19 protein-coding genes, 1 pseudogene and 2 riboswitches are annotated in these 24,888 nt (G+C 37.7%); of the genes and pseudogenes, 6 read left to right on the top strand and 14 right to left on the bottom strand.

Annotated features, from left to right (window positions below; translation table 11 throughout):
• Nucleotides 1-171: 171 nt before the first annotated feature.
• A complete protein-coding gene (locus tag IEO70_RS09930; protein ID WP_190998223.1) occupies nt 172-507 on the top strand; it encodes a hypothetical protein in 336 nt (111 codons plus the stop codon).
• An 11-nt stretch (nt 508-518) separates the two neighbouring features.
• A complete protein-coding gene (locus tag IEO70_RS09925; RefSeq protein WP_190998222.1) occupies nt 519-1,133 on the top strand; it encodes a hypothetical protein in 615 nt (204 codons plus the stop codon).
• 169 nt (nt 1,134-1,302) lie between these two features.
• On the opposite strand, the gene IEO70_RS09920 is transcribed toward IEO70_RS09925, so the two are convergent.
• From IEO70_RS09920 to IEO70_RS09900, 5 genes and pseudogenes are all read right to left on the bottom strand, one after another.
• Complete coding sequence (locus IEO70_RS09920; protein WP_190998221.1) at nt 1,303-2,118, bottom strand: MetQ/NlpA family ABC transporter substrate-binding protein; 816 nt, start codon at nt 2,116-2,118, stop codon at nt 1,303-1,305.
• Nucleotides 2,119-2,128: 10 nt separating this feature from the next.
• Nucleotides 2,129-2,791, bottom strand: coding sequence for a methionine ABC transporter permease (locus tag IEO70_RS09915; protein WP_190998220.1), 663 nt, complete (start codon nt 2,789-2,791; stop codon nt 2,129-2,131).
• Complete coding sequence (locus IEO70_RS09910) at nt 2,784-3,539, bottom strand: methionine ABC transporter ATP-binding protein (RefSeq protein WP_190998219.1); 756 nt, start codon at nt 3,537-3,539, stop codon at nt 2,784-2,786. Before IEO70_RS09910 ends, IEO70_RS09915 begins: the two co-directional genes overlap by 8 nt.
• A 319-nt stretch (nt 3,540-3,858) precedes the next feature.
• Nucleotides 3,859-5,417: pseudogene (locus IEO70_RS09905) on the bottom strand (IS1182 family transposase); the annotation flags it as partial.
• 493 nt (nt 5,418-5,910) lie between these two features.
• Nucleotides 5,911-6,903: a Gfo/Idh/MocA family protein gene (locus tag IEO70_RS09900; RefSeq protein WP_190998218.1), complete on the bottom strand. Its 993-nt coding sequence runs from the start codon at nt 6,901-6,903 to the stop codon at nt 5,911-5,913.
• A gap of 183 nt (nt 6,904-7,086) precedes the next feature.
• Here IEO70_RS09900 and IEO70_RS09895 point away from each other — a divergent pair, with 183 nt between their 5' ends.
• Nucleotides 7,087-7,827, top strand: coding sequence for an SDR family NAD(P)-dependent oxidoreductase (locus tag IEO70_RS09895; protein WP_190998217.1), 741 nt, complete (start codon nt 7,087-7,089; stop codon nt 7,825-7,827).
• Nucleotides 7,828-8,315: 488 nt separating this feature from the next.
• On the opposite strand, the gene IEO70_RS09890 is transcribed toward IEO70_RS09895, so the two are convergent.
• Both IEO70_RS09890 and IEO70_RS09885 read right to left on the bottom strand, forming a co-directional pair.
• Entirely contained in the window at nt 8,316-8,540 is a 225-nt protein-coding gene (locus IEO70_RS09890; RefSeq protein ID WP_190998216.1) for a hypothetical protein, read from the bottom strand.
• Nucleotides 8,541-8,754: 214 nt separating this feature from the next.
• Entirely contained in the window at nt 8,755-9,033 is a 279-nt protein-coding gene (locus tag IEO70_RS09885) for a hypothetical protein (RefSeq protein ID WP_190998215.1), read from the bottom strand.
• Between the two features lie 314 nt (nt 9,034-9,347).
• Between IEO70_RS09885 and IEO70_RS09880 the strand changes: the two genes are divergently transcribed.
• Entirely contained in the window at nt 9,348-10,142 is a 795-nt protein-coding gene (locus tag IEO70_RS09880; protein WP_190998214.1) for an aspartate/glutamate racemase family protein, read from the top strand.
• 578 nt (nt 10,143-10,720) lie between these two features.
• Here IEO70_RS09880 and IEO70_RS09875 read toward each other — a convergent pair.
• From IEO70_RS09875 to IEO70_RS09865, 3 genes are all read right to left on the bottom strand, one after another.
• On the bottom strand, nt 10,721-11,596 hold the full coding sequence (locus tag IEO70_RS09875) for a peptidylprolyl isomerase (RefSeq protein ID WP_190998213.1): 876 nt from the start codon (nt 11,594-11,596) through the stop codon (nt 10,721-10,723).
• 169 nt (nt 11,597-11,765) lie between these two features.
• Complete coding sequence (locus IEO70_RS09870; RefSeq protein ID WP_190998212.1) at nt 11,766-14,048, bottom strand: M6 family metalloprotease domain-containing protein; 2,283 nt, start codon at nt 14,046-14,048, stop codon at nt 11,766-11,768.
• 634 nt (nt 14,049-14,682) lie between these two features.
• The gene (locus IEO70_RS09865; RefSeq protein WP_190998211.1) at nt 14,683-17,178 is read right to left on the bottom strand and encodes an ADP-ribosylglycohydrolase family protein; all 2,496 of its coding nucleotides are present in this window, start codon (nt 17,176-17,178) and stop codon (nt 14,683-14,685) included.
• Nucleotides 17,179-17,354: 176 nt separating this feature from the next.
• A riboswitch (cobalamin riboswitch) is annotated at nt 17,355-17,537 on the top strand.
• 69 nt (nt 17,538-17,606) lie between these two features.
• Between IEO70_RS09865 and bluB the strand changes: the two genes are divergently transcribed.
• A complete protein-coding gene (gene bluB, locus IEO70_RS09860) occupies nt 17,607-18,263 on the top strand; it encodes a 5,6-dimethylbenzimidazole synthase (RefSeq protein WP_190998210.1) in 657 nt (218 codons plus the stop codon).
• Nucleotides 18,264-18,462: 199 nt separating this feature from the next.
• On the opposite strand, the gene IEO70_RS09855 is transcribed toward bluB, so the two are convergent.
• From IEO70_RS09855 to IEO70_RS09840, 4 genes are all read right to left on the bottom strand, one after another.
• On the bottom strand, nt 18,463-19,755 hold the full coding sequence (locus tag IEO70_RS09855; protein WP_190998209.1) for a globin-coupled sensor protein: 1,293 nt from the start codon (nt 19,753-19,755) through the stop codon (nt 18,463-18,465).
• A gap of 72 nt (nt 19,756-19,827) precedes the next feature.
• Nucleotides 19,828-21,894, bottom strand: coding sequence for a sensor domain-containing protein (locus IEO70_RS09850; protein ID WP_328820906.1), 2,067 nt, complete (start codon nt 21,892-21,894; stop codon nt 19,828-19,830).
• Between the two features lie 123 nt (nt 21,895-22,017).
• The gene (locus tag IEO70_RS09845; RefSeq protein ID WP_190998207.1) at nt 22,018-22,143 is read right to left on the bottom strand and encodes an anti-repressor SinI family protein; all 126 of its coding nucleotides are present in this window, start codon (nt 22,141-22,143) and stop codon (nt 22,018-22,020) included.
• Nucleotides 22,144-22,160: 17 nt separating this feature from the next.
• Nucleotides 22,161-22,247: riboswitch (cyclic di-GMP riboswitch) on the bottom strand.
• Between the two features lie 350 nt (nt 22,248-22,597).
• The gene (locus IEO70_RS09840) at nt 22,598-22,759 is read right to left on the bottom strand and encodes a hypothetical protein (RefSeq protein WP_190998206.1); all 162 of its coding nucleotides are present in this window, start codon (nt 22,757-22,759) and stop codon (nt 22,598-22,600) included.
• Between the two features lie 277 nt (nt 22,760-23,036).
• On the opposite strand from IEO70_RS09840, the gene IEO70_RS09835 reads away from it, so the two are divergent.
• Nucleotides 23,037-24,722 carry a multicopper oxidase family protein gene (locus IEO70_RS09835; protein WP_190998205.1) on the top strand — a complete coding sequence of 562 codons (1,686 nt, stop codon included), beginning with the start codon at nt 23,037-23,039 and terminating at the stop codon, nt 24,720-24,722.
• Nucleotides 24,723-24,888 lie beyond the last annotated feature (166 nt).

Here is a 24,888-nt window from a genome sequence, read left to right as displayed (position 1 = left end):
GCGGCATATTTCACTATCGTTGCAGCTTAGTTTGAATAAGGTAATAGTATAGTGAATAGTACAGTCTTTATTCAACTGCGTTCACAAAAAAGGGATATTATAGTTTTTTTGAAACTAAATGTTATTTTTGTCGTATTATAATTAAGAAATTAAATTTCCAGGAGGTGTAAAATGGATAAGAAAACAAGAGAAGCAATAGATTTAATTAATAAAGTAAAGTTATCAGATGATATCATTTATGAAATTTTCAGAAGCGAAAAAAGGTCTGGCTGGTTTCATTTTTGGGATACTGTCTTTGACGTTATACCGTCTACTACAACAAAGTTATTAAACAACAAGGTTATGTATTTGCTCGCTTCTGAGAAAAGTGGGAAAATCATTGAAGTTGAAAATGGGGCTATTACGAATATAACGGAAATTCCTGATTGGACAAGTGATAAAAAAGAGAATTTTAACAAAATAGTTATAGGTAATTACACATATAAGAAATTCAAAAAAATTTCGTAAGAGAAGAATCCTTGGATTCACATAAACAAAAAGAGGACCAAATTAATGGTCTTCTTTTTGTTTTATATAATAACAACAATCTTTTAGAACATAGCCTTTTCTATCAATACAAGAAAAATGATGCCGCTGAAGAAAATCTGCCCATTAATAATAGTGGTGTATTCACTCCGATTCTTTATGCTTTAGATAAGGAATATTATAATCCCGAGTTAAATACTACGTATGATTTTAGAACAACAGAAACAGGAAAGCTCAGACAAGGAAATGGCAACCCGCAATCAAAAAATTACGATTCATTAGCAGATTACTATATTAATAAAAAAGAAGGTAGTATCGAATTTCGTATTCCATGGCTAGTAATCCAAGCAAAAGACCCTAGCCGAAAAGAATTCACCGGGGACCTTTACAAAGGTGGACTTGAATCAAGCACCATCATCGAACAATTAAACATCGGTGTCCTCTTTGAAAATGAAGAAGGTATCATTACGGACTCTTTTCCAGCAATACAAAACAACCAACTTTCAACTCTGAATGGCTACACTTGGGAAGATTGGGACAAACCTTTATTTGAAGAGCGATTGAAACAATCGTATTATATTATTCAGAAATTGTGGGATGCGGAATAATAGGGGTTACAAATCTATAAGAAATCCAGCATAGAAATAATATCTATGCTGGATTTTTTTAAAACGATTAGTCAATCAAACTGTGAACCTCTCGAGTCTATCACCTTTCTAAAAATACTATTATAAAGGCTATTTTTCGACATACTTCGAGTAATGACAGTCACTCCAATTACTCAAACGCTGGCAATGCCGTGTCAGCATGCTTCTCTTCCAGGAACTTTTTCACTTCTGGTCCTGTCATTTTCTCTGCTAAAATTTTAACAGCCTCTGTATCAGCATTATCCTCTCGCGCCACTAAAGAAATGGCGTATCTCGATTCCAACCCTTCTGTTATTAGAGCATCTTTTGCTGGTGTTAAGCCAAGCGGCGCCGCATAGGCAGGATACAGCATGACAAGGTCGGCATCGTCCATCATTCGCGCCAGCATCAGCAAATCAACTTCTTGCAATTTATAATTTTTATCATTGGCTACAATGTCAGCCTGCGTAGCATTAAGATTCGTATTGTCTTTTAATGTAATCAATCCTTTTTCATCCAATAAAATTAAAGCGCGGCCCAAATTAACTGCATCGTTCGGTACAGCAATAACCGCTCCTTCCGGCAGCTCGTCAATCGACTTGTATTTCTTAGAATATCCGCCGAAAATCGCATGATAAATCGGTTCAACAGCCACTAAATTAGCATCATTTTGACTATTATATTGTTCCATAAACGGCGCATGCTGAAAGAAATTCACATCAATCTCTTCATGCTGCAACGCGTTATTCGGCTGAATATTATCTCCAAGCACGACAATCTCCAAATTAATGCCCTCTTCTTCCATTAATGGCTTCACAATTTCCAATATATCCGTCATTGGCGGAATTAGTGATCCTATTTTTAATGTCACCTCTTCAGCATTCTTTTCTGATGAACTTTCTGAAGAATCACCACAGCCTGCTAAAACTAGCAGTGCAACAAATAATATACCCCATAATTTTTTCATAATATTCCCCTTATCTTTTATCTAATATTTTGGCAATCGTTGTTCCGGTAAACTGAATGATTTGAACAAAGATAATCATAATGACAATTACATACATCATCAGTTCGGTTTCAAAACGCTGATAGCCGTATCGAATTGCAAAATCGCCCACTCCTCCGCCTCCGACAATACCCATGATTGTCGAATAGGAGATAAAGCTGATTGTCGATGTTGTCAGTCCTAAAACAAGTCCAGATCTTGCTTCGACATATAAAAATTTAAAGACGATTTGCCAAATGGATGCCCCCATCGCAATCGCCGATTCAACGACACCACGAGGAATCTCTAATAGCGATTGCTCAACCAACCTTGAATAATATGCGATTGCCACAATCGATAATGGAACAGCTGCCGCTAACGTACCGAGTGCCGTTCCGACTATTAATCTCGTAAAAGGAATCAGAAACACAACCAGCAGCAAAAACGGGAATGAGCGGACAATATTAACGAAAAGATTCAAACTTGAAAACGCCATCCTATTATCAAGCAAGTTCCCTTTCCGACAAAGATACAGTAAAGTCCCGAGCGGTAACCCAATCAATAGTGCAGCTGCGACTGAAATGCCAACCATCACAAATGTTTGTCCGATTGATTGCCAAATTTCCGTCTCATATTGCAAAAGGATATCAGGCATATGCATCCCTCTTTTCCTTCTTCAGCTCCTGGAGAAACCAAACCGGATCATATTTACCGCCCATATATTCCTGGGGCACATTCGATACCGTTTCAACAATCTTTCCATTTTCCATGACCGAAACGTAGTGACAAATGCTTCGGATCACCTCAAATTCATGACTGACAATGACAATCGTGACTCCGAGTTCTTCATTCACATTTTGCAGCACCTTTAATATATCAGCCGTTGTTTTCGGATCAAGCGCCGATGTCGGCTCATCGCATAAGAGAATAGATGGCTTCGTTGCTAAAGCTCTCGCAATCGCAACCCGCTGCTTTTGCCCGCCGCTCAGCTTTGATGGATACTGCTTTCCCAAATGTTCAAGGCCAACAAACGCTAAACATTCCATCACCCGATCATTTCTCAATTCCTTTGGGTAGCCGGCCAATTTCAAAGGTATTGCAACATTATCGAACACCGTCTTATTATCCAACAAATTAAAATGCTGAAATATTATTCCGATGGAACGCCTCGCTTCTCGCAGCTCCCTATTGGATAGCGAAGTTAACTCCTGCTGATTAACCGTTACAGTTCCTTCATCCGGTAATTCCAGCAAGTTGATTAACCGTAGTAAAGTCGATTTCCCGGCACCGCTCGTCCCAATCATCCCGTGAATCGTTCCCTTTTGAATATGTAACGAAACTGATTGCACAGCATAATGTTCGGACCCCTTAAAGCTTTTTGTAACATTATGCAGTGATATCACCCATATCCCCCCAATACTGATATAATTAATCCACACCTGGAATATTATAACTGAATAATCCAAAAATGCCCAATAAAGTGCCTGTCACTCCCCGAATTTTACTAGTTTTTGTCGAACAAGTATGATTACGGCAATAAACTAACAAAACCAAAACCCTTACTTAAAAAGGTTTCAGGCAAATTAAATAATCTTCGACACATTTCGGGGAGTGACAGGCACCAAAAAAGAGGCTGGGACAAAACTAGCTTCAAATGACGAAAAACGTGAAATGGACAATTCCATTTCACGTTTTTCTGTTTTTGTCTATGAATCCTTAGCTGCTGGCCGCGAACTTCCGTAGATTCACGGCCATTAATGCCAATCCCATTTCATTTTCAACCTTCGACTGTCCGCGGACGGAAAATCGGGTGAAATGCAAATTAGCCTTCAATAATCCAAAAACTGGTTCCACATCTGTTTTTCGTTGACGGTAGATGGAACTTGTTTCTTCTTCCGAAAGCTTCGCTCTCACATATTCTTTTTGCTGTTCCCATTTCTCATTTACCATTAATTTTCGGTTGTTGCCTTCCTTGGCTTTGGTGCAGGAAGAACGGAATGGGCAACCTGTACAGTTTTCGCACTCATAGATTTTAAATTCGCGTGTGAATCCCGACTTGTCTGTCCGTACCGAATAATTTTTAAATACAAGGTGTTGCTGATTCGGACAAGTGTACATGTCTTTTTCTTCATCATACTGCCAGTTATCTGAATGGAACTCATTTTGTTTGTACTTCTTCTTTTGCTCTTTTTGATACATTCCATAGGTAATCAGCGCTTCCCGTTTGCGGTTCGAAAGGATATCATCATAGTTCTGTTCACTTCCATATCCGGCATCTGCGACAATATGTTTCGGCAGCTCAAAATAATGCTGCTCGATTCGATCCAAGAACGGAATCAGGGTGCGGGTATCAGTTGGATTCGGAAAGATACTGTAAGCCAGCGCGTATTGACCTTCTGTTGCGATTTGGATGTTATAACCTGCTTTCAATTGGCCATTCTTCATGTAGTCATCTTTCATCCGCATAAATGTCGCATCTGGATCTGTCTTCGAATAACTGTTACGTTCGCCAAAGATTTCAAAATCCCTCTGATATTTCTGTTTGCGTTCAATATAATCCATTAACTGCTTACGAGCTTGTTTAGGGAATTTCCTTTCGCTTCTCAACGCTTTTCGCTCAGCTGTGTCCTCAGATGCTTCAATTTGTTTGTCATATTCAGATACAGCCTCATCTACTTTTTTCACCATTTGGGTGAGTTCTTCTATCGATAATTGTTCCTCGTTCTCCCTTTCCAATTCAGGCAAGATTTCTTTCTCAAGAAGCTCGTTGTATAGTTGGTTCGACTTTTCAATCAGACCTTGATGATATTTTTCAACCAATTTCTTCCAGACGAATGTGAATTTATTCGCATTCGCCTCGATTTTTGTGCCATCAATAAAAATAGCTTCCTGATCAATCACTTTTTCTGATACCAGTTGACAACGGAATTGAACGAAACATTGGCGGATCAATTCTTTTACTTCCGGATGGATGCGGAAACGATTGATTGTGCGATAGCTTGGTTCATATCCTTGCGCCAGCCACATCATACGGATGCTGTCTTTCAGAAGCCCTTCAATCGTCCTGAAAAGACCGATTGCGTATAGGCGCACAAGATAATTTTAAGCATCATGCGTGGATGGTAGGCAGGACACCCTGTATTTCGGAGAAATGGTTCCAGTGCTTCTTGCGGGATACTTTCTACTAAATGGTGGATGGAAAAAGCAATATCATTATTTTGTAATTTTACTTCTAAATCTAAAGGCAAAACTAATTGATTCATGTTATAATCTTTAAACATAAGGACACTTCTTTCTGTGATTTTGTTGTGGTGACTTAATTTTAGCAGAAGTTGTCCTTATTTTTATCTAAAAGTTCAAAGCCGGTGAAATTTTACTTGTCGTAAAACTTCACCGGCTTTTTTAGTTCAGAGGAGGGTTTTGTCCCAGCCTCTTTCCATTTCCATATTGTAGCGGATGATTGCTTCTTTTCATCTTTACTTCTCTTGTCACTCTAGAATTTTTGCTTTCTTTTTGAAAGAATAATGGTGTCATCAACATGAGTAGAAGTATCCTTTTCAAGGATTATGTGTTGTTAGAGTTGACCATTTCGCATTCTTTCTATAATACTCGCAGTTACTTTTTTTGTAGTGTTTTGTTGAACTCTTACACGGTATAGCATCTTTACTTCTCAATACTATTTTGTAAGCAATCATCCACTTTATGACGAGTGCCTGTTACCTCGTCACTATTCTATTCCCGTTTTACAGAGTAATAACCATCTTTTTTAAAAATTTATTTCACCTGTACAACTTCTCCAGTCTCAATCGATTCCAGACAAGCTTGCAGCACTTTCATATTTTTCACAGACTCTGCTCCTGGGTAAACCGGTTCTGTTCCTTGTAAAATTGCTGCTGAAATATGTTCGACTTCTGCCTTATAAATATCTCCGGCCATCTTTTCAATGCGAGTTGATTCATTTGTTTGAATGATGATTTCGCCGATGCCGTCATTTATATCCGGTCTGTAAGCGTGAGGTAGTTTGATCGCTCCTTGTGTTCCTATAATTTCTAGTTCATTTCGCATCAACATGTCGAAGCTGCAGTCAAACGTCGCTTTAATACCATTTTCAAAATCCATGCTGACATAAGCGGATGTATCGACTTTCGTTTCCAGATCCAACTGCGCTTGCGCGTATACTTGCACTGGTTCTGCGTTTAGAATGGAACGAATCGCGTGAACGCAGTAGCTGCCGACATCAAACAGACTGCCGCCTCCCATTTCTTTGTTCATACGAATATTGCCTTCGCGATTTTCCATGAAGAACGAGAAGCTACCTTTTACTAACTTGATGTCGCCGATTTCACCTGAGGCCATTAATTCTTGAACACGCTTATACTGCGGATGGAATTGATACATGAACGCCTCCATGAAAACCACCTTCTGCTCCTTGCACACACGCACCATCTCAAGTGCTTCTTCGCTACTAAGCGCAACTGGCTTCTCACAAAGCACATGCTTGCCGTGCTCCGCCGCCTTAATCACCCATTCTTTATGTAAATGATTTGGCAGCGGAATATAGACAGCATCAATATTGGCATCTTGTAAAAGTGCGTCATAACTTTCATAAGCGACCGGAATTCCACACTCTGCTGCTGCACGATGGACTCGCTCACCGCGGCTCGCAATCGCTACCCCTTCCGCATTTTCCGCTCGCTTGATTGCCGGTATCAGCACTGACTTCGCAATGCTGGCCGTACTTAAAATACCCCATTTTACTTTTTTCATTGTTGTAACTCCCTTCTTAGTGAGGCTTTATGTATTCATTTATTGACTTTAATGAATGTACTATACGTACGAAGATTTGTTAATTGGGGAATGGTTGGTAAAAAACTTAAAAGCGATTTTGAACATTTTATTGTGTAAATACTCGTAAACTTAATTGAAAGAACTTTTTAGGGGGAATTTAAGATGAATTTAAAAGACAAAGTAGCCATCGTAACAGGAGGAGCAAGCGGCATTGGTTTAGCTACCGTTAAAGCATTTGCCGTGAAAGGCGTAAAAGTTGTGATCGCCGATTATAATGTTGAAGGCGGTAAAGAAGTGGAACAAGCATTAAAAAATGAAGGACACGATATGCTATTTGTTTCAGTTGATGCGGGAGATGAAGCCGATGTTGAAAGTCTCGTTCAGGATACTGTTAAAGCATATGGTCAATTAGATATTATAATTAATAATGCCGGTATTGGCAGTTTAGCAGAAACGCATACACTGTCATATGAAGACTACCATAAAGTGATTCGCATTAATCAAGACGGCGTATTTTTCGGAATGAAACATGCTATTAAAGAAATGCTTAAAAATGGCGGTGGCGCGATTGTGAATACCGCTTCGATTTTAGGTGCTGTCGGTGAGCCAAGCGCTCTTGCTTATAATGCATCGAAACATGCTGTAATCGGAATGACGAAAAGCGCTAGTCTTCAATATGCAGCAAAAGGAATACGAGTGAATGCGATCGCACCAGGATACATCGAAACCGGATTAGTGAATAAAGAATCGCTAGGTCCTTTCTACGATGGTTTAATAGCGAAACATCCGCTTGGAAGACTAGGAACATCCGAAGAAGTTGCTCATGCGGTTGTATTTTTAGTTGAGAATGAGTTTGTAACTGGTTCGACTGTGTTTGTTGATGGGGGATATACGGCTCAGTAGAAACTATTATTTTAAAATCAGGAAATTAGTAGAATTTCAGCGTAGAGACTTCTTCTAAGTTTATGTAGGATTTATGCTTAGAAGAGGTTTGCAAATGGCCCTCATTTCAATAAATAGTTTAACGGTGCCCCCAAAGCTAATACTTTCGTTAATTATTCATCTACATTTTACAGACATTAGAATCCAATACTATATATAAAGTAAACACATGTGATTTTGATATTCATTTTCTATAGTGCTCAAATAAAGAACACCGACTTCACTATACTGGCCATACTAAAAATAGGAGTAGAGTGATTTGAAAATATCCTAAGAATCTATTGATTCATAGCATGCTATCCATTTCATCACTTCACTTATATTATAAATTATAAAGGTTTAGAATTTCCGACTTTAAATCACCTTATTTATACCTTTGTTAAATTTATTTAAACATTAAAAAGGACTGCCCAATTGACAATCCTTTTGTTAACCTATCTTTCTATTATTCACGCTCTCAATTGCTTATAAGCTTCTTGCGCAACTGCCGAATAAAACTTTTTATCTCCAAGCAGTTTAGTATACGAGTTTTTATTTTCTCTATAAGAATCCATTGCAATTCGTTGAAATTCTTTTGGAAAAATATTTTTAGTAAACATTGCTTCATCATTATTTTCAGCATATTGTTTTAGTTTTGTATTACTAGTGATTGCCTTATTAAATAGTTGTTCCACAATTACCTTATCAGCTTCCGTAAAATCTCCCTGGAATCGTTCATTAACACGATTAATAATACTTGCTAATAACTCTTTTTCTTCTGGTGGTTTTGGATTGGCATTATTGTGTCTATATTCTTTAATTCACCTGCGTAAGATGAATTCGCTTCTAGTGCAATACTGCCCTTAAAATCTTCCTTAATTTTAAAGTACTCTAGTTTAATTTTATCATCTAATCATGCAGTTCTTTATCAAACATTCGCACTAGTTGGGTAATATAGTTGTACCACTTATTAAAATTACGTAATGTCACTCGAAATTCATATTGTTGATCTTCTGATAATTCCTCATAACGACCAATAATAGGCTTAAAGGCACTACTTAACTTACCTAAAGTTGTAGCATCTTGTTTATTGCCAGCCTGATATATTTTCATAACAGAATTAATGTCTGTTTGGTTATATATGTGATATTTTCTTAACTTATCACTAGTATCATAGATTAAGTTCACATCAATTTCTTTATCTAGAGTAGTACCTTCATAACATGGCTGAAAAGCTGCTTGTATTTCTTCTGAGGTGTTAACAAAATCGTATCTGTTTTACCGGTACATGTACGATTTACACGGGATAATGTTTGAACCGCCTTAGGAACAAAATATATTCTTCATAACATTTTTTCATTAGTAACATATTTTCTTACACTTTGACTATTGTAAAATATCTGCAATAATTAGCCCCATTTAATATCAATGTTCCAGACCTGACATATTTACGTATTAAATTGAAAATACTACCCCCATACAAACCAAAGCAGGTGAACCCAATGCAATCAAAAAACAACAAACCCATCTCCCACTACGGCTATATCGGTCATCAAACAAAAACAGGACCAATCTCCCAGAAGAAAGGCCATTATGTGACAGGCTACGCAGTCGGCATTATGTATCTCGATGAAAGTGCATATCCGGTTATTCCCGGTAACGTAGCCAATTGCTATACTTATAGCTTTCCTGTGCAATACAAAGTCGTACCGTGCTGCACCAGCACTGCGCTTTTGAACAGTGATCGTTCCTTGCTTGATGGCATTATTCAGACGGCTAAGCAGTTTCAAAGTGAAGGTGCGAAAGCGATTAGTGCGGCGTGCGGTTTCTTCGGCAATTTTCAATCCGAGGTAGCTGATGCGCTTGACATCCCTGTCTACTTATCCAGCCTTGTCCAAATTCCATGGATTGAGATTGGCTTGAAATCCAATCAAAAAATTGCGGTTCTGACAGCTTATGAACAAGGTTTGACAACGAGCCTTTTCAAAAGTTGCGGTGTTCATAACACTGACCGTCTTGTTATCGGCGATTTAAGCAAAGAAAAAGAGTTCTCAGCGATTGCCGAAGGAAGAGGCGTTTTCGATAATGAGAAACTGCGAGATGAAGTGGTGCAAAAAGCAGTCGAGCTTGTTGAAGCGGATCCTGATATCGCCGCTGTCTTGCTCGAATGCAGCGATCTTCCGCCTTATGCGTACGATATTCAAAAAGTGGTTCAGCTACCGGTGTATGATTATATAACGCTCATCCGCTGGGTGCATTATGCGAATAGCCAAAGACCGTATGTCGGGTTTATTTAACACACAAGCAAGAGGCTTCCTGTATCAGGCAGCCTCTTGCTCGTTTATATTTCTTTCGATTGTTGTACTTTCAGAAATCTAATTCCTATTTTCAAACATTTCATCAATTTTATCTTTATTGTAATCATAGATTGATTGGAGATTGTTATTAAGTTCTTTAAATAATTGTTCAACAGTATGATTTTGGTTATTGTAGAAGTCATACTCCTCAAAAATACGCTTAAACTCTTGTAATCCACTTATCTAAAGTCCTTCATTGCTTCCTAATCGAGTATGCAAGTGATGTCCATCCTATTAGTTGGAAGCTTTTAAGGCTTGATCCAACTTCTGTTGATCAAATGCTTGTAACGGATTATTAGTTCACTTGATGAGCAGGATAAAGCTTTATCTCTTTCTTCGTTTGAACCTTTAACCTCTAATTGTACCAGTGCAAATGATAGAATCATATTTACACCGCCGCTGTTTCATTCATATACATCGTGAAACGATGTCATTTTCATTCAGATTATGTACAAATCCAATGGCTACAAGACCAAACTCCTTTATGTTGAACATTAACCTTGAGGGGATATATTTGTTTATTTTGGTTCTACATCCTTAAATACATCTTTAAATACATCTTCTTTTATTTCAATTTCTTTATTTAAATTGTTTAATACCTCTTGTATCGGTTTTGCGTCTTTTTCCATCAACACACGCTTAATTTGGTCTTTTACTTCACTTAATGGTGTCTCCTTTCTATCTGTCACTTTAATAATGTGATAACCAAATACTGTCTTTACTGGTTCGCTCACTTCACCTACTTGTAATTTCATAGCGGAAGCAAGAAATGTTGGATCCAATTCCTTACTGCGACCGGAAAGATAGCCCAAATCCCCTCCTTGCTCTGCAGAGACCTTATCCGTCGATTGTTTTTTTGCTAATTCAGCAAAATCGGTTCCATTCTTTAGTTCCTTATCAACTTCTTGAGCAATCGCCTCATTATCCACCAGAATATGGCTAGTTTTCACCTCAGTATATTGGTCTTTATGTTGTTCATAGTAATCTTTTATTTGCTTATCTGAGACTTTCACCCCTTCTGTTGTTGCTTTAGAGAAATATAGAGATTGTTCGATATAATCCTTTAGTTCATTTTCATTAATGAAGCCCTGTTTTTGCAGGAACATTTCAAATTCATCTTTATCACCGACTTGTCCCTTTATCTCTTCCAGCCGTTGGTTCACTTCTTCATCAGATACCTCATATTTACCTTTTAAAATTTGCATATAAACCAATTTCTGAATCAATTCATTTCCAGGTTCGGTATTAACTACTTCTTTGTATAGATCCTCTTTTGAGATGTTTCCAAATTCTGTTTTAATAAGCACATCGCTATTACCACTAGAGGTTAAAGCCGAACAGGCACCAAGTAAAAATAATAATAAAATAGCTGTAATTGTAATTATATTCTTCAATTATCTCCACTCCTACTATTGACAACTCTCTTTAATCGCCATTCAGAAAACTGACTAAATAAAATCACAGGAGACCATTCGCTGATTCCCATATTTAAGATAGATTTTGAGTTTGCCCCCTGTAATAGTCATTCCAGTACAGGGGGCAGATACTAAAAAAGCGATCTTACTATTGCCAGATTTCAATCATTGCATCTGCATGAGCTTTCAGACTGTTATAAGCTTTCTCGGAAATCTGATTTGCATCTTTTTTAAGTTCCAAAAACTGTTTGAAATTATTTATGTGTTTAAGCACCTTATCCGGAGAGTTTTTCTTTTCAAATTGACCAACGGAATTCAAATGTGCCTTCAATGCTTGCGCTGCACCTGCTTTAAATGCTCCCTCTTTGGCAAAGCTATCAATAACGGAACTTAATCCGGTTGCATTAAGATTGGACGCCAAAAGATTTGTATAGGTAACAGTTTGAGTGGAATCCGTCTCTGAAGTTGCTGTAAATGTGAGGATATCTGGGGCAGTCTTGCCCTTTGGAATTTTTACGTACACAGGTACATCGACGATTGCTCCAGGCTCTATAGCGAGTACATTGTTATCAAGTTGAACTAACCAATCATCACCTGCCGAAGCGTTGACACGAATAAGATCTTTTTCTTCACCGGTATTAGTTACTTTGAAATGATAGACTGCTATTTTGTCCTGTACGGCAGGTTCTATAGCTCCAGCACTTACTTCCACCCCACGTTTATAGGTGCCTCCACCCTCTGTGTTACGGACAGCAACCTGGTAACGAAGTACACCATCATTGTCTTTGTAATTCCCTAAAATATAGAAATGAAGTTTATTGTATGGATCAATATACTCACTGACTATAGTATCTCTATTAATTGAACCATCGAATTTTCCGGCAACTAAACTTGCCCCACTCCCAGCTTTGAACAATGCATCAAGAGCCTGACGAGGGTCACCTTTTCCAACCATTGCTGTTGTGCCATCAGGTCTAGTAAAATCTTTTAAATCGATATCCTCAGGATGCGAATCAACTACCCAAATGTTCGGAGCAGTCTCTGCATTTTTGGTCTTGGCTATCAATACGCCTGAGTCTGCCGCAAAGGAGTCCGTACCAATACGGTCTACCACTTCAATAGTATAGTTATCGTATAATCTATTGTTCAGAATATCGTTACGCCAATCACCCGCAAGGTAATCTGTAGGTGTTAAATCGTTCATACTGATGTTGATACCGTAAAGTCCAGTTCGACCAAATTCACTGCCAATCGGTACTTGACGTGCGGTAATATCCGCAAACACCGGTCCGGTCACTTTTAAGTCATCGCGATTAATGTGCAGAACTTCATCATTTTCTAAAAATCCTTGTTTCATCTTATTACGAAGCATATGAGGGGCAGATAAGGAAGCACCAAGAGTAGAAGGAATCATCCAGCGAGTGTGCGTTCCACCGGGACCATTGAACGATCCACGACTCATTGTTTCCCAATAACCTGAATAGGTTCTAGGGTCAAGTGCTGCATTATTATAGTTATCACCAAGGCCGCGGAGATGCCCAAATTCGTGAGCAAATGTGCCCATGCCATCACTTTCCCCTTGAATGGAAACACGAATTCTTTTACCATTTATCGTTGCGCTAGATGCAGCAGACCAAATCGTTTTTGCTGCATAATAAGAAGTCCATGGCACGTAACGAGTTTTTGCCCAGTTTGGCATGTTTCCAAATCCTGGTAAATCTGGTGGTCCAAATTCATCAGGTACAGATTCCGGATTCAGAAACATCATTTCACCGAGTTCCTGCCATACTGTTGATTCATCATAGCCAGCATGAACGATAAACGCAAAGTCATATTCTTCTCCTGAAGCAGCTATGTCAGCGGCGGCTGCATTGACACCATCCTGAAAAAGGTTTCCTCTTGTATAATTGCTTGGAAGTGTATTAGCGTTATGACTGCTTTCAAGCCCATACTGAAATTCATTTTTATCCAAACGGTATGGACCATAAGAATCTAGGGTTACACCCCATTTTCCATTAGAATTTTCTTTCCAAAAACCGTCAATTGTCTGGTAGTTGTTTAATTCGCTAGGAGTATTCAAGAAATCTTTCCACCATTCCCCTAATTCTTCGCGTGGTACAGCATCGACTTGCGGATTACCAATGAGTTCTGAACCCTTAGCTTTGGTCAAAATAAAATCCTGATCTGGAAAATCGACCAAAATTAAAGCCCCTTTAAGTTCCGTTTCCGGTTTAATATCAGTGTTATTCCAGTCAATACCCGGAATCGGATTATAATCATTCCACGTCATATCCTCTGGATTCACCCACGACAAAGGATCGATTGGGTCAGGCATTTTATCTAGTCCTGGCTGCGCAGCAAAAGCAGCTGTTGAAGACATTGCAAGCAAAATACCAGTCGTAATTGCTGTAATTTTATTTCTAAGCTTCAAAAAGATTCTCCTCCCTATTAGATAATGAACTACTTCATTTGTATGGTGTTTTTAAAGCCTAACTGTTGGTGAACTTATGTCGTTATTTCTATATTTCTATTAACCTCTCACCTCCTTTCATAGTTTAATAACATACTGGTTATCTCCTTCTAAAAGTCAAAAACTATAGTCATTAATCGGTAAACCATCTACAAAAAATAACGTAACTAAACCATTAGGAAAGAAAAAATAGAAGAATTTACAATTGGATTTATGAATGTGGGAAAAACATGTAGTTTCTATAAAAGATTCATAGACTATTCAACGATAGTGTTACCTAATTTTTACATATTTTATATAATATATCAAATTTATTAGACGCTTTAAATTTAAGTAGATAAGATTCACAGATTCACATAAAACCGGAAACATATCCCCAATATTAATGGGACTGAGTGAAATTCCAAAGGTTGTGAGTGAATGATTAGGACATAACAATTCATATTTACTCGAGGAAATGGAGAAGAAGATGGCTGAGCAATTTGATGATAGGCTTCGACATATTGATCAGTAAGGGCGATTTTAGTACCAGATCAGGGTATATAACATCATTCAAACAGCCGCACCCAATCAAAATCGGGAAGCGGCTGTTTTATCATTTGTGCATCGGTTGGCAGTTGATATATTTCACTTCCCATTCAAGCTCATATTGGTTAGATGCCGGAGTATATTCAGAGATTTGACAATCATTGTAAAGATCCTCTGCCATTTCTAAGATGATGTCTTTTAACTCTAGTTTTTCCAAATAATGTGCAGGAATGGCGTTGTAGCCTAGGAATGCACCCATTATGTTCCCTGTTATAGCGCCAGTAGAATCGCTGTCTCCATCATGATTGACTGCTGCTATTATAGCAGCGCCAAAGTTGCTTGAATGTTTCAAACCACTATAAACCGCAATGGCTAATGCTTCTTCGGCTACCCAGCCTTCCCCTATTTGTTTTATAGCTTGAGCATCTTCTATCGTTTGCTCAGATAAAGTCATAGCTAATTCCATGATTCGTTGAAATTCTTTAGCTTGCGGATATTGTTTAAATAAGTTCACGATAAACTTTGTGCTTTCGCTAATGATTTCTTTCAATTCTGTCTCTTCTCCATATACAATCTGAGAAATGATATCCACCAACGATGCCGCTGGAATAAAACCAAGCGGATGGCCATGAGTAATAGCTGCCACTTTCGCTCCTATTAAAGCTGTTTCTGTTCGGTCCCATTTTCTCGGACAATACAAACCGACAGGAGCTACACGCATGACACCGCCGCATCCTTTACTATGATTAATCGATTTCTCCATTGTCCCCATTTCCCCGCTTTTCAGCGCGCTTAAACACGTATTTCCCGGAGCTCTGGCACTGTGTAATTCCTGAACATGAAATAACCAGCTAAAATGATAATCTTGTTTATTTCCACTTTGCGTTTCAAGCCAATCTTTATAGCACAAATATACATAGTTTTCGATACTGCCCATGATTCCCCTCGTCATGCCGCGAGTAATCCCAAGCAACAAACCATTAGCCGTAAATAGCGTCATTTGTGTATCATCAGATATTCTTGCTTGACCATGATGCAGCTGATACTGAGTTATTCCATTTTCACCATATTTCGATTGAATAGTGTCAAGCGACATAAACTCAACAGCATAACCAAGTGCGTCTCCTGCAGCACCGCCAACTAAACAACCGCTAAAAGCATGCAATGAACCTTTGTCCGTTTTTTCTATATCGGATGAGTTAAACAAGCTAGACCAATCATCCTTTAATGCAGAAGCAATGATTTTAGCATGGTCAAAAGCGATATGTGCCGTGTGCTGCGCGCCTACTTTCAATTCACCATTTTCATCTATGTGCATATCAACTGCTGCTTCAAGCTGTTCGAATTCACTTTTTAACACTAGCATCAGATGGTCTCGCTTCCTTGTCCAACTAACGGCAAACCATTCAGCTTCAGATGCATCATCCCCAGCATGAGCTAAAACGTTTTGATCAACATTTGCCTTATAGGCACAAGAGATTGTCCAGCCGCGCGGATCTCGATTCGGTTCGCTGAACACACCTACCAATTCCAACGAAGGTGCCTCTACTCCGGTTTCTTCTTCCAATTCGCGAATTGCAGCTCTCTCAACAATTTCATTTTCATTTACATATCCGCCAGGCAATGCCCATTGATGTTTAAACGGCTCATTTTTACGACGAATTAATAAAAGGAAATCTTTGTTTTTACTCTGTCTTACTATGACATTATCTACTGTCACAGATGGTCTCTTCCACTTTTCTCCTATATCACTAGATGGATAAGCAGAACAATACTCGATAAAACGCTTATAGACTTCACCAATTAAGCCTTCCGATACATACTTTAATGCTTCTTGTTTTATAGGCTCCGGTATGCCGTAGTAGGCTTCTGCTATTCCGCCTGCAATCGCAGCAATGGTGTCGCTATCCCCTCCGATTGAGATGGCATTTCGGATCGCATCTTCAAAACTGACAGACTCTAAAAATGCGACAATCGCCTGCGGCACTGAACCTTGGCAGGATACATCAAAACGATAATGAGGCCGTATTTCATCAAGAGTAAAATCCAGCTTATAATAGTTTTGCTCTATGTACGATTTAATTTGTCGCTTATTTTTCCCGATTCGTGCTAAAAATGTTGCGGAAACCGCCGCTTTTGCCCCTTTTATACCCTCAGGATGATTGTGCGTTACTTCCGCAGATGCCTTTGCCAATTCTTCTGCTTCCTGCAAACTACTTGCCACATAAGCAACTGGAGATACACGCATAGCCGATCCGTTTCCATAGCTGCCATACGGTTTCGGATGGTCGGTTTTAAGCCAATCCTTAAATGAATGACCATAGCCGGCATGAGGGTAAGCATTCCCGAATTTTTGCATACTATCAACCAGTTCGCTTTTAAATAGATTAATATCTTTTGATTGTTGATACGTATACAATGCTTCAGCCACTGCACAGGACATGACCGTGTCGTCCGTTATGTGTGAATACGATGTAAAAAGCGGAAAATCCTTTGTCTTAATATGATGATGTCTCGGCTCATAAATAGAACCGACAATATCTCCAATTATTGCTCCTAACATATTTCACCCTTCTTTCCATTTTGAATGTAACATGTATTTTTTATTCCCTTATCGGAAATCATAAACCCTTAAATGGAAACTATTTTTTGCCTATCACCCCCACTAAAATGTCTTAGTTGCTTTATTCCAGGCAAAGTAGAATCCTTGACACAATAATATGCCAATGATAATTTATAAATAATTTATATTTTACTGGTGCTTCTAAATTTAGAAGAGAATAGGGAAATCAAAAAATGATGCGGGGGAGCCCACCACTGTAGTTGAGGAGTCGCTGTCGAACCACTGGAAAGAAAAATCCGGGAAGGGGCAGATTGATGTTGAATCAGAGCCAGGAGACCTGCCAGTATGAAAGTCCAAATGAGAAACGGCACAATCTCAGTCTATTTAGGCTGAGATTTTTTTGTGCTGCGAAAAACGGAGGAGATAGGATGAATACTTTAACAAATGAAGAGAAGCAAGGAGTATATAAGGCTATATTTAATCGACGTGATATTCGGACATTTATTGATAAACCCATTGAAGAAGAAGCGTTAATGAGAGTGTTAGAAGCGGCTCATAGCGCACCTTCGGTTGGTTTTATGCAGCCGTGGAATTTCATTGTCATTAAAGATGAGGCCACCAAGAGAGAATTAGCCGGAATTGTGGAGAAAGAACGTCGAGCTTTATCTATCCATTATGAAGGAACAGAGCGCGAATTGACGTTTCTTGATTTGAAAATTGCCGGAATTATTGAAGCACCGGTTACGATTTGTGTCACAAACAATCCTTTTAGTGCGGGTGACCACGTATTAGGGAGAAATTCTATCCCGGAAACGGATTTAATGTCTACAAGTTGTGCCATTCAAAATATGTGGCTGGCAAGTTATGCGGAAGGATTAGCCATGGGGTGGGTCAGCTTTTATAAAAAAGATGACGTAAGGAGAATACTAGAAATCCCCTATCATGTAGATCCTGTCGCCCTAATATCGATTGGATATACAGAAAATTATCCGGATAGACCATTATTAGAAATCTACAAATGGGAAAAAAGACAGCAACTTGATAAGCTCATATTCGAGAATAAATGGAACGAAAAAAAGAAATGACAAACATTTATTTTGGCTGTTTTCGGAACCTTTGAATCTAATTAAAATGAATATAGCTAGAAAACAAAAGATTAAACGACTTGAGCCTACTAAAATACCGGGCTCAAGCCGTTATTATTTTCATGGGCTACTTGATAGGCGTAATTCAGATATGACCGTCAAGTTTTAAAAATCTCAATTCTTCTATGGATGAGAATTCTTAATCCATTTCTTGTGCTATAAAGGCTAATTGTTCTGCTGAAATTACTAAATGGTCAAAAGCTTTCCCTATTTCATGAGATATCATTGCAAAAGATTCTAGCTCCTTTAGAATCATATTGTTTTGCTTCTCCGTATCTTCCATTGTGTGCACAATATATTCAAATTGTGATTTTGTTTCTTCCATGTTTTGTGTTCCTTCATCCATTTTAATTCGAATATTACTTAAAGACTCCAATAATCCAACAACCTGCTTATTAGAATCTTCTATAAGTGAAGAAACATTCAAGACAGATTGTTTAGTTTCATCCGCTAACTTTCTTACTTCTTCTGCCACAACCGAAAAACCACGACCAGATTCTCCGGCTCTCGCTGCTTCAATTGCTGCATTTAAAGCAAGTAAATTAGTCTGATTTGCAACATTGGTTACTAAATCAACAATTCCTTTCATTTTCTTCATGATTTCTTGCATGACATGTACATCATCAAAAATTGTATTTACTGATAGATTAATATTGTCTAAATTGGCATACTGTTTTTTTAATAGCTCTTCTCCATTATAAGCGCTCTCTTTTGCTTGTAAGGATAATGAACTCCCCTTTTCAGCATGTGAAACAATCTCATTAGATTGAGAATCTAATAATTGGAAACTCGAGTTTGTTTCCTCCGTTATGGCAGCTAAGTTTTGCGATGCAGCTAAAACATTATCACGAACCAACATTTTTTGCGCTTCCACTTTCATCTTTAATTGTTCTGCTTCTTGATCGAAACACTCCAATACGATTTGTTGTTCTAAATTCAATATTTTTGAAACGGCTTTCATTAACTCCTTATAGGTTTCCGACTCTTCAATATGTGTATCAAAGATATTCATAATCGATAAATATAAGTTTTGAAATGCACACATATACCACTTTGACTTTAAACCGATTTTGACGTGTATGAATGCAATACGTCTTCTCGTTTCAACAAATTGATCGTCAATAACCCCATCAAAAATCTCGATAATATGCTGTTTCAACGTTTTCTTTAATCGTTCAACAGAACTATTTTTTTCAATAATTTGGATTAATGATGGTTCATAAGCAATATTCTGATAAAAAACATCTACAAGATTATCTATACTTTCTATGATAAATGGTTGTACTCTCTTGATTAAATGCAACTCATCTTTTGTTAACCCAATCATATGTAATTGTTTCTCTAAATCACTACCTGTTTTAACATCAATTTTAATTTCATCGATCGGTACGTTCTTTAGTTGATTTTTTGACTTCTGCTTAACGAAAAACAATGCTATATCCCCCAGTGTAGTATCTGTGTTTGATTTTATATTATTTAAAATAACTAAAAAATTTACGTAAGACTAATTTTCCATTACACTTAACAGTTTATATATTTCCTTTTCAGGCAAAGGACGGCTAAATAGATATCCCTGACCTTCATCACATGATAGCTGAGAAAGAAAATCTAATTGTTCATCCGTCTCGATACCCTCTGCTATTACACTAAAATTTAAAAGCCTAGCCATACTGATTATCATTTTAACAATAGGCCCATTATCTGTTTGAATCTCTTCAATGAATGAACGATCAATTTTCAAACAATCAACCGGAAAATCTTTTAAATAAGCTAACGATGAATACCCTGTACCAAAATCATCTATTGATAGTCGTACCCCGATTGCTTTTAATTTTTTCAAAATTGGGATTGTAATTTCCGGTACATTCATAGTGCTCTCCGTAATTTCTAAATCTAAATAACATGGTTGTAAATTAGTCTTCTCTAACATTGATTCAACTAGTTTAACTAAGTTATCTTTGAATAAAGAAGAAGGTATATTAATACCCATCCGAATATTAGCTATTCCACTTTTCTGCCATTCACAATTTTGTCTACAGGCCGTCTCTAGAACCCATTCACTTATCGGCTCAATTAATCCTGTTTCCTCAGCGAGAGGAATAAATTCAGAAGGTGGAATGACCCCTAAAGTTGGATGCTCCCAACGAATTAAAGCCTCAACCCCTACTATCTTTTTAGACCTTAGATTAAATTGCGGTTGGTAAACAAGAGTAAATTGGTTCTCTGCTACCGCTTGCCTTAAAGCATTTTCTAGCTTCATTTTTTTCGTCATATCGCTCAGTTCATCAGTGTAGAAACGAATCGTATTGTTTCCGTTTTCTTTTGCTGAGTACATCGCACTATCTGCTTTTTTCAAAAGCGTTTCCACATCATCTCCATCTCTAGGAAAAAGACTAACTCCTAGACTGACAGATAGGTAGATTCTTTCATTATTAAAATAAAATGGCTTTAAAAATAAGTTCTTAGTTTCATCTATAAATTTTTCAACTTCTTCATTTGACTGATTTTTGAGTACAATAATAAATTCATCTCCACCGAAGCGGTAGATATCTGCCCTATCAGTAAGTTGCCTCATTAAGCGGTCTGAGACACCACGAAGAATTTGATCACCGACATTATGACCTAGCGTATCATTTACGTATTTAAAACGATTCAAATCCAAGTAAATAAAAGCTAGTTGACTCACTTTTTTATCTTGATGGATACATCGATTGATATTATCTCTAAAGGCACGACGATTACGTAAACCAGTCAAATCATCATGATAGGCATTATGAAAAAGCTTCTCTCCGAATTTTTTTTCTCCTGTAATATCTTGTCGAATAGCAATAAATTGATAAGGGATACCCTTCTCACATAGAAAGGGAATAATTGTCGTCTTTACCCAATAAAACGAACCATCCTTTGCTCTGTTTTTAATCTCACCTTTCCAACATTCTCCACTCTTAATTGTTTTCCACATCTCTCCGAAAAACTTTTTAGAATGGTAACCGGAATTCAAAATGCGATGATCTTTGCCAATCAATTCTTCTCTGCTATATTTAGAAATTTCACAAAATGTGTCATTCACATATGTTATTCTGCCTCTACTGTCTGTAGTAGCTACAATAGAAGATTGATCTAATGCAAACTTAAAATCTGCCAATGCTCTCACAGTAGTAGTTAATGCTGAATTCTCCTCTTTAACTAAAGTAATCTCTTTTCCCATAACTAATAATGATTTTCGACTACCATCTTGTTCGTAAAATGGTATTTTGATGACAGAAAAAGTCCTCAACTCTCCTTTAAGATCGGAAATTTGCTGTTCATGTTTAGTTATTTCTTTACTTTCCCAAGTCTGTTCATCGGTATCATTAGAGTGCACAAAAAAATCCTTATAATACGGAAACAAATATGCCAGTTCAGCATTTTTCTTTCTACACCAATTAAATTCATTAAATGCAAATAATTCTTTCGTATAATCATTCACTTTAACCCAATTGCCATCTTTATCTTTTAAATAAACCAAATCCATATAAGATGTAAGAATATTTTCTAATATATAATTCTCAGAATTTACTTGTTCAAGCACATTTCCCAAACCTCAATTTCCCCTCTCATTGATGTTTCATGCCGTTCATTTTACAGTCTTTACGTTTCTTATTAGGGTCAATTAATTATCAGAACGTATAATATCACCTTACCTGTTAGAATCTTAGTTGCTTCTTAAAAATCTCCTGACTTCATCTAATGATATCCCGGTTTTCTTAGCTAATTTCATTAGTTCAACCCATTCTTTATCTAGTTCTTTTAATATTACATCATTCAATTGGTCCGACATTAATTCCCTCCCAATCAAGAGGCAGCCTAGCTATCCTAGTCAAAAAAGACCTTAGACCTACGACTTTGCGTCATAACCTTTCGATTATTTTGCCGTTTCTCTATTTAAAAGCGAAAACATAACCATTTAAATTTAACCTTTTTTGTCAATGTTTTCAAGTATATATTCTTTTATATTGCTTGTCACACCCGTATTATAATAGTATTTGTCAGTTAAACATTTAAATTGTTTCTTTAAAGTCCTTTCCGCTATACACAATCAAAGAATACATATCCTAGAACCAAAGTCCTATGTCACCTTTATACAAAATACAACGAAAGGCTTCCTCATTCGGGCAGCCTCTTATCTATAAAAGTTATTTATTCATTAACTCTTAATTGTTCAATTGTAAGGGAAGAAGCCGTACAAGAATACCCTAATCAAGATAAATAAGAGGTAAGGTTGAGTTTCTCAATTAACTATATAATTCAAAATGAGGATCGAAGTTCTTCGCAAAGTCCGACATCATTTCATCAAGTGTTACATATTCTAATTTTCCTTTCTCAATTTGGAATTCATCGTATTTCCCGACTTCTTCGACATTGAGTTCCGATGATGCTTGCGTTTCGACCGCCACCGCCTTTTGCTCGGTTAATTCTCTTGACTATTGCAACCTGAAAGGAAACCAATCGCCGCCAATAACCCGATCATTTTTTCTATATGTACCCCTATAAATACCTGATTATTCGTTATTATATAAATATTTTACTTTTATGTAAAAACTATCAAATCTCTTTCCTATTAAAGATATTTTTCTTTGCCTAGCGTGACATCTACTTAAGCGCTTTTGAACCTTGCTGCATAATCTATCTTATAGTTTGTCTTTGGTAAAATTCATTTAAGGAGAGTGTAAAATGGCTTTAGAAAAATTTGTAGATGCCCTACCGATTCCTACTGTTATTAAACCCGAAAAAAAGATTAATAACATTCCGTTTTATAGAGTTACGATGAAGCAATTCCAACAAAAATTGCATCGGGATTTGCCGCCGACTACTGTCTGGGGTTATAACGGGTTGTACCCTGGTCCCACGTTTGAAGCCACACGAAATCAACCGATTAGGGTGCAATGGGAGAACGAATTGCCTTTTGAACATTTATTGCCAATTGATCGCACCGTTCATGGTGCAGAGCCTGATACACCGTCTGTCAGGACTGTTGTACATTTACATGGAGGTCGAGTGAGACCCGAATCAGATGGTTATCCGGAAGCATGGTTTACACGAAATTTCGAAAATGTCGGACCAAAATTCACAAATAGAGTATACGAATACCCAAACTGTCAGCGTCCAACGACGTTATGGTATCATGACCACGCCATTGGAATAACGCGTTTGAACGTTTATTCGGGACTTGCAGGTCTTTACATTATTAGAGATAAGGATGAGGCAAGTTTAAAACTTCCTAGTGGCAAGTATGAGATTCCACTGCTTATACAAGATCGTTCATTCTATCCAAACGGTGAACTTTTCTATCCAACCCAACCAGGTCAAGAGCCGCCCCCTGCACCGCAACCGCCATTAGACCCGACAATCCCAAATCCATCCGTTGTACCAGAATTTTTCGGCAATACCATTTTAGTAAACGGGAAGATCTGGCCATTCCTTGAGGTCGAGCCTAGAAAATACCGCTTCCGCATTCTTAATGGGTCCAACTCTCGTTTTTACCGAATTGCTTTGAGTTCTGGAGGGAGTTTTATTCAAATTGGTACAGAAGGAGGTTTATTAGAACACCCTGTAAACCTTTCTAGCATTATTATCGCACCAGCAGAACGCGCTGATGTCATCATCGACTTCTCAAAAAATGCAGGACAAAGTATCATTTTGACAAACGACGCCCCTGCCCCATTCCCAGATGGTACCCCGCCTACAGCAGACCTCAGTCAGATTATGATGTTTCGTGTCCGTAAACATAGTTTTTGTCCTGATATTTGTCCTGATAGAAGTAAAATTCCAACAACATTAAGTTGTCTAAACCGAATTAATCCCAATGAGGCTTCTATCGTTCGAAAAAACACCTTAATTGAAAGTACCGATGAGTTTGGACGCTTAAAACTCTTGCTTAATAATCTGGAATGGAATCAACTGCCACTTACAGAAACCCCGAAAAACGGACAAATAGAGATTTGGGAGCTATACAACACTACGCCTGACACACATCCAATTCACTTACATCTCGTTATGTTCCAAATATTAAATCGTGCTACTTTTACCGGTGATCCTAATGGACCTAATCTAGTGGTTGGTCCACCTCAGCCCCCTGACCAAAATGAGCTTGGTTGGAAAGATACTGTCCGTGCTAATCCCGGAGAAGTTACTCGTATTATTGCTCGCTTCGGACCATTCACCGGAATCTATCCATGGCACTGCCATATCCTTGAACACGAAGACAATGAAATGATGAGACCATATGAAGTTCTTAATAATCCTGATTTTAATCCAGGCAAACCAATTCTTGAACAATGTAAAGATGAATCATTTGCTCAATGCTTTGACCGTAAATCATCCAGACATATTGCTCATGATGAAAGTGATGATTACTAATGTAACTATCTTAATATTAGACTAGCTTTTAATAGAAAAAGGGAACTGCATAGATATAAAATGTACCCTATAGAGTAGACACTTCAAAAAAGGTCTACCTATGGGGTACATTTTTTATATAATGAAGAAACATCAAAGAAATACTGGGGAAGAATATGAGTAAAAA

Source organism: Peribacillus faecalis (genome assembly GCF_014712675.1).
GTDB lineage: Bacteria > Bacillota > Bacilli > Bacillales > DSM-1321 > Bacillus_AD > Bacillus_AD faecalis.
This window is presented reverse-complemented; position numbering and strand designations above follow the sequence as displayed.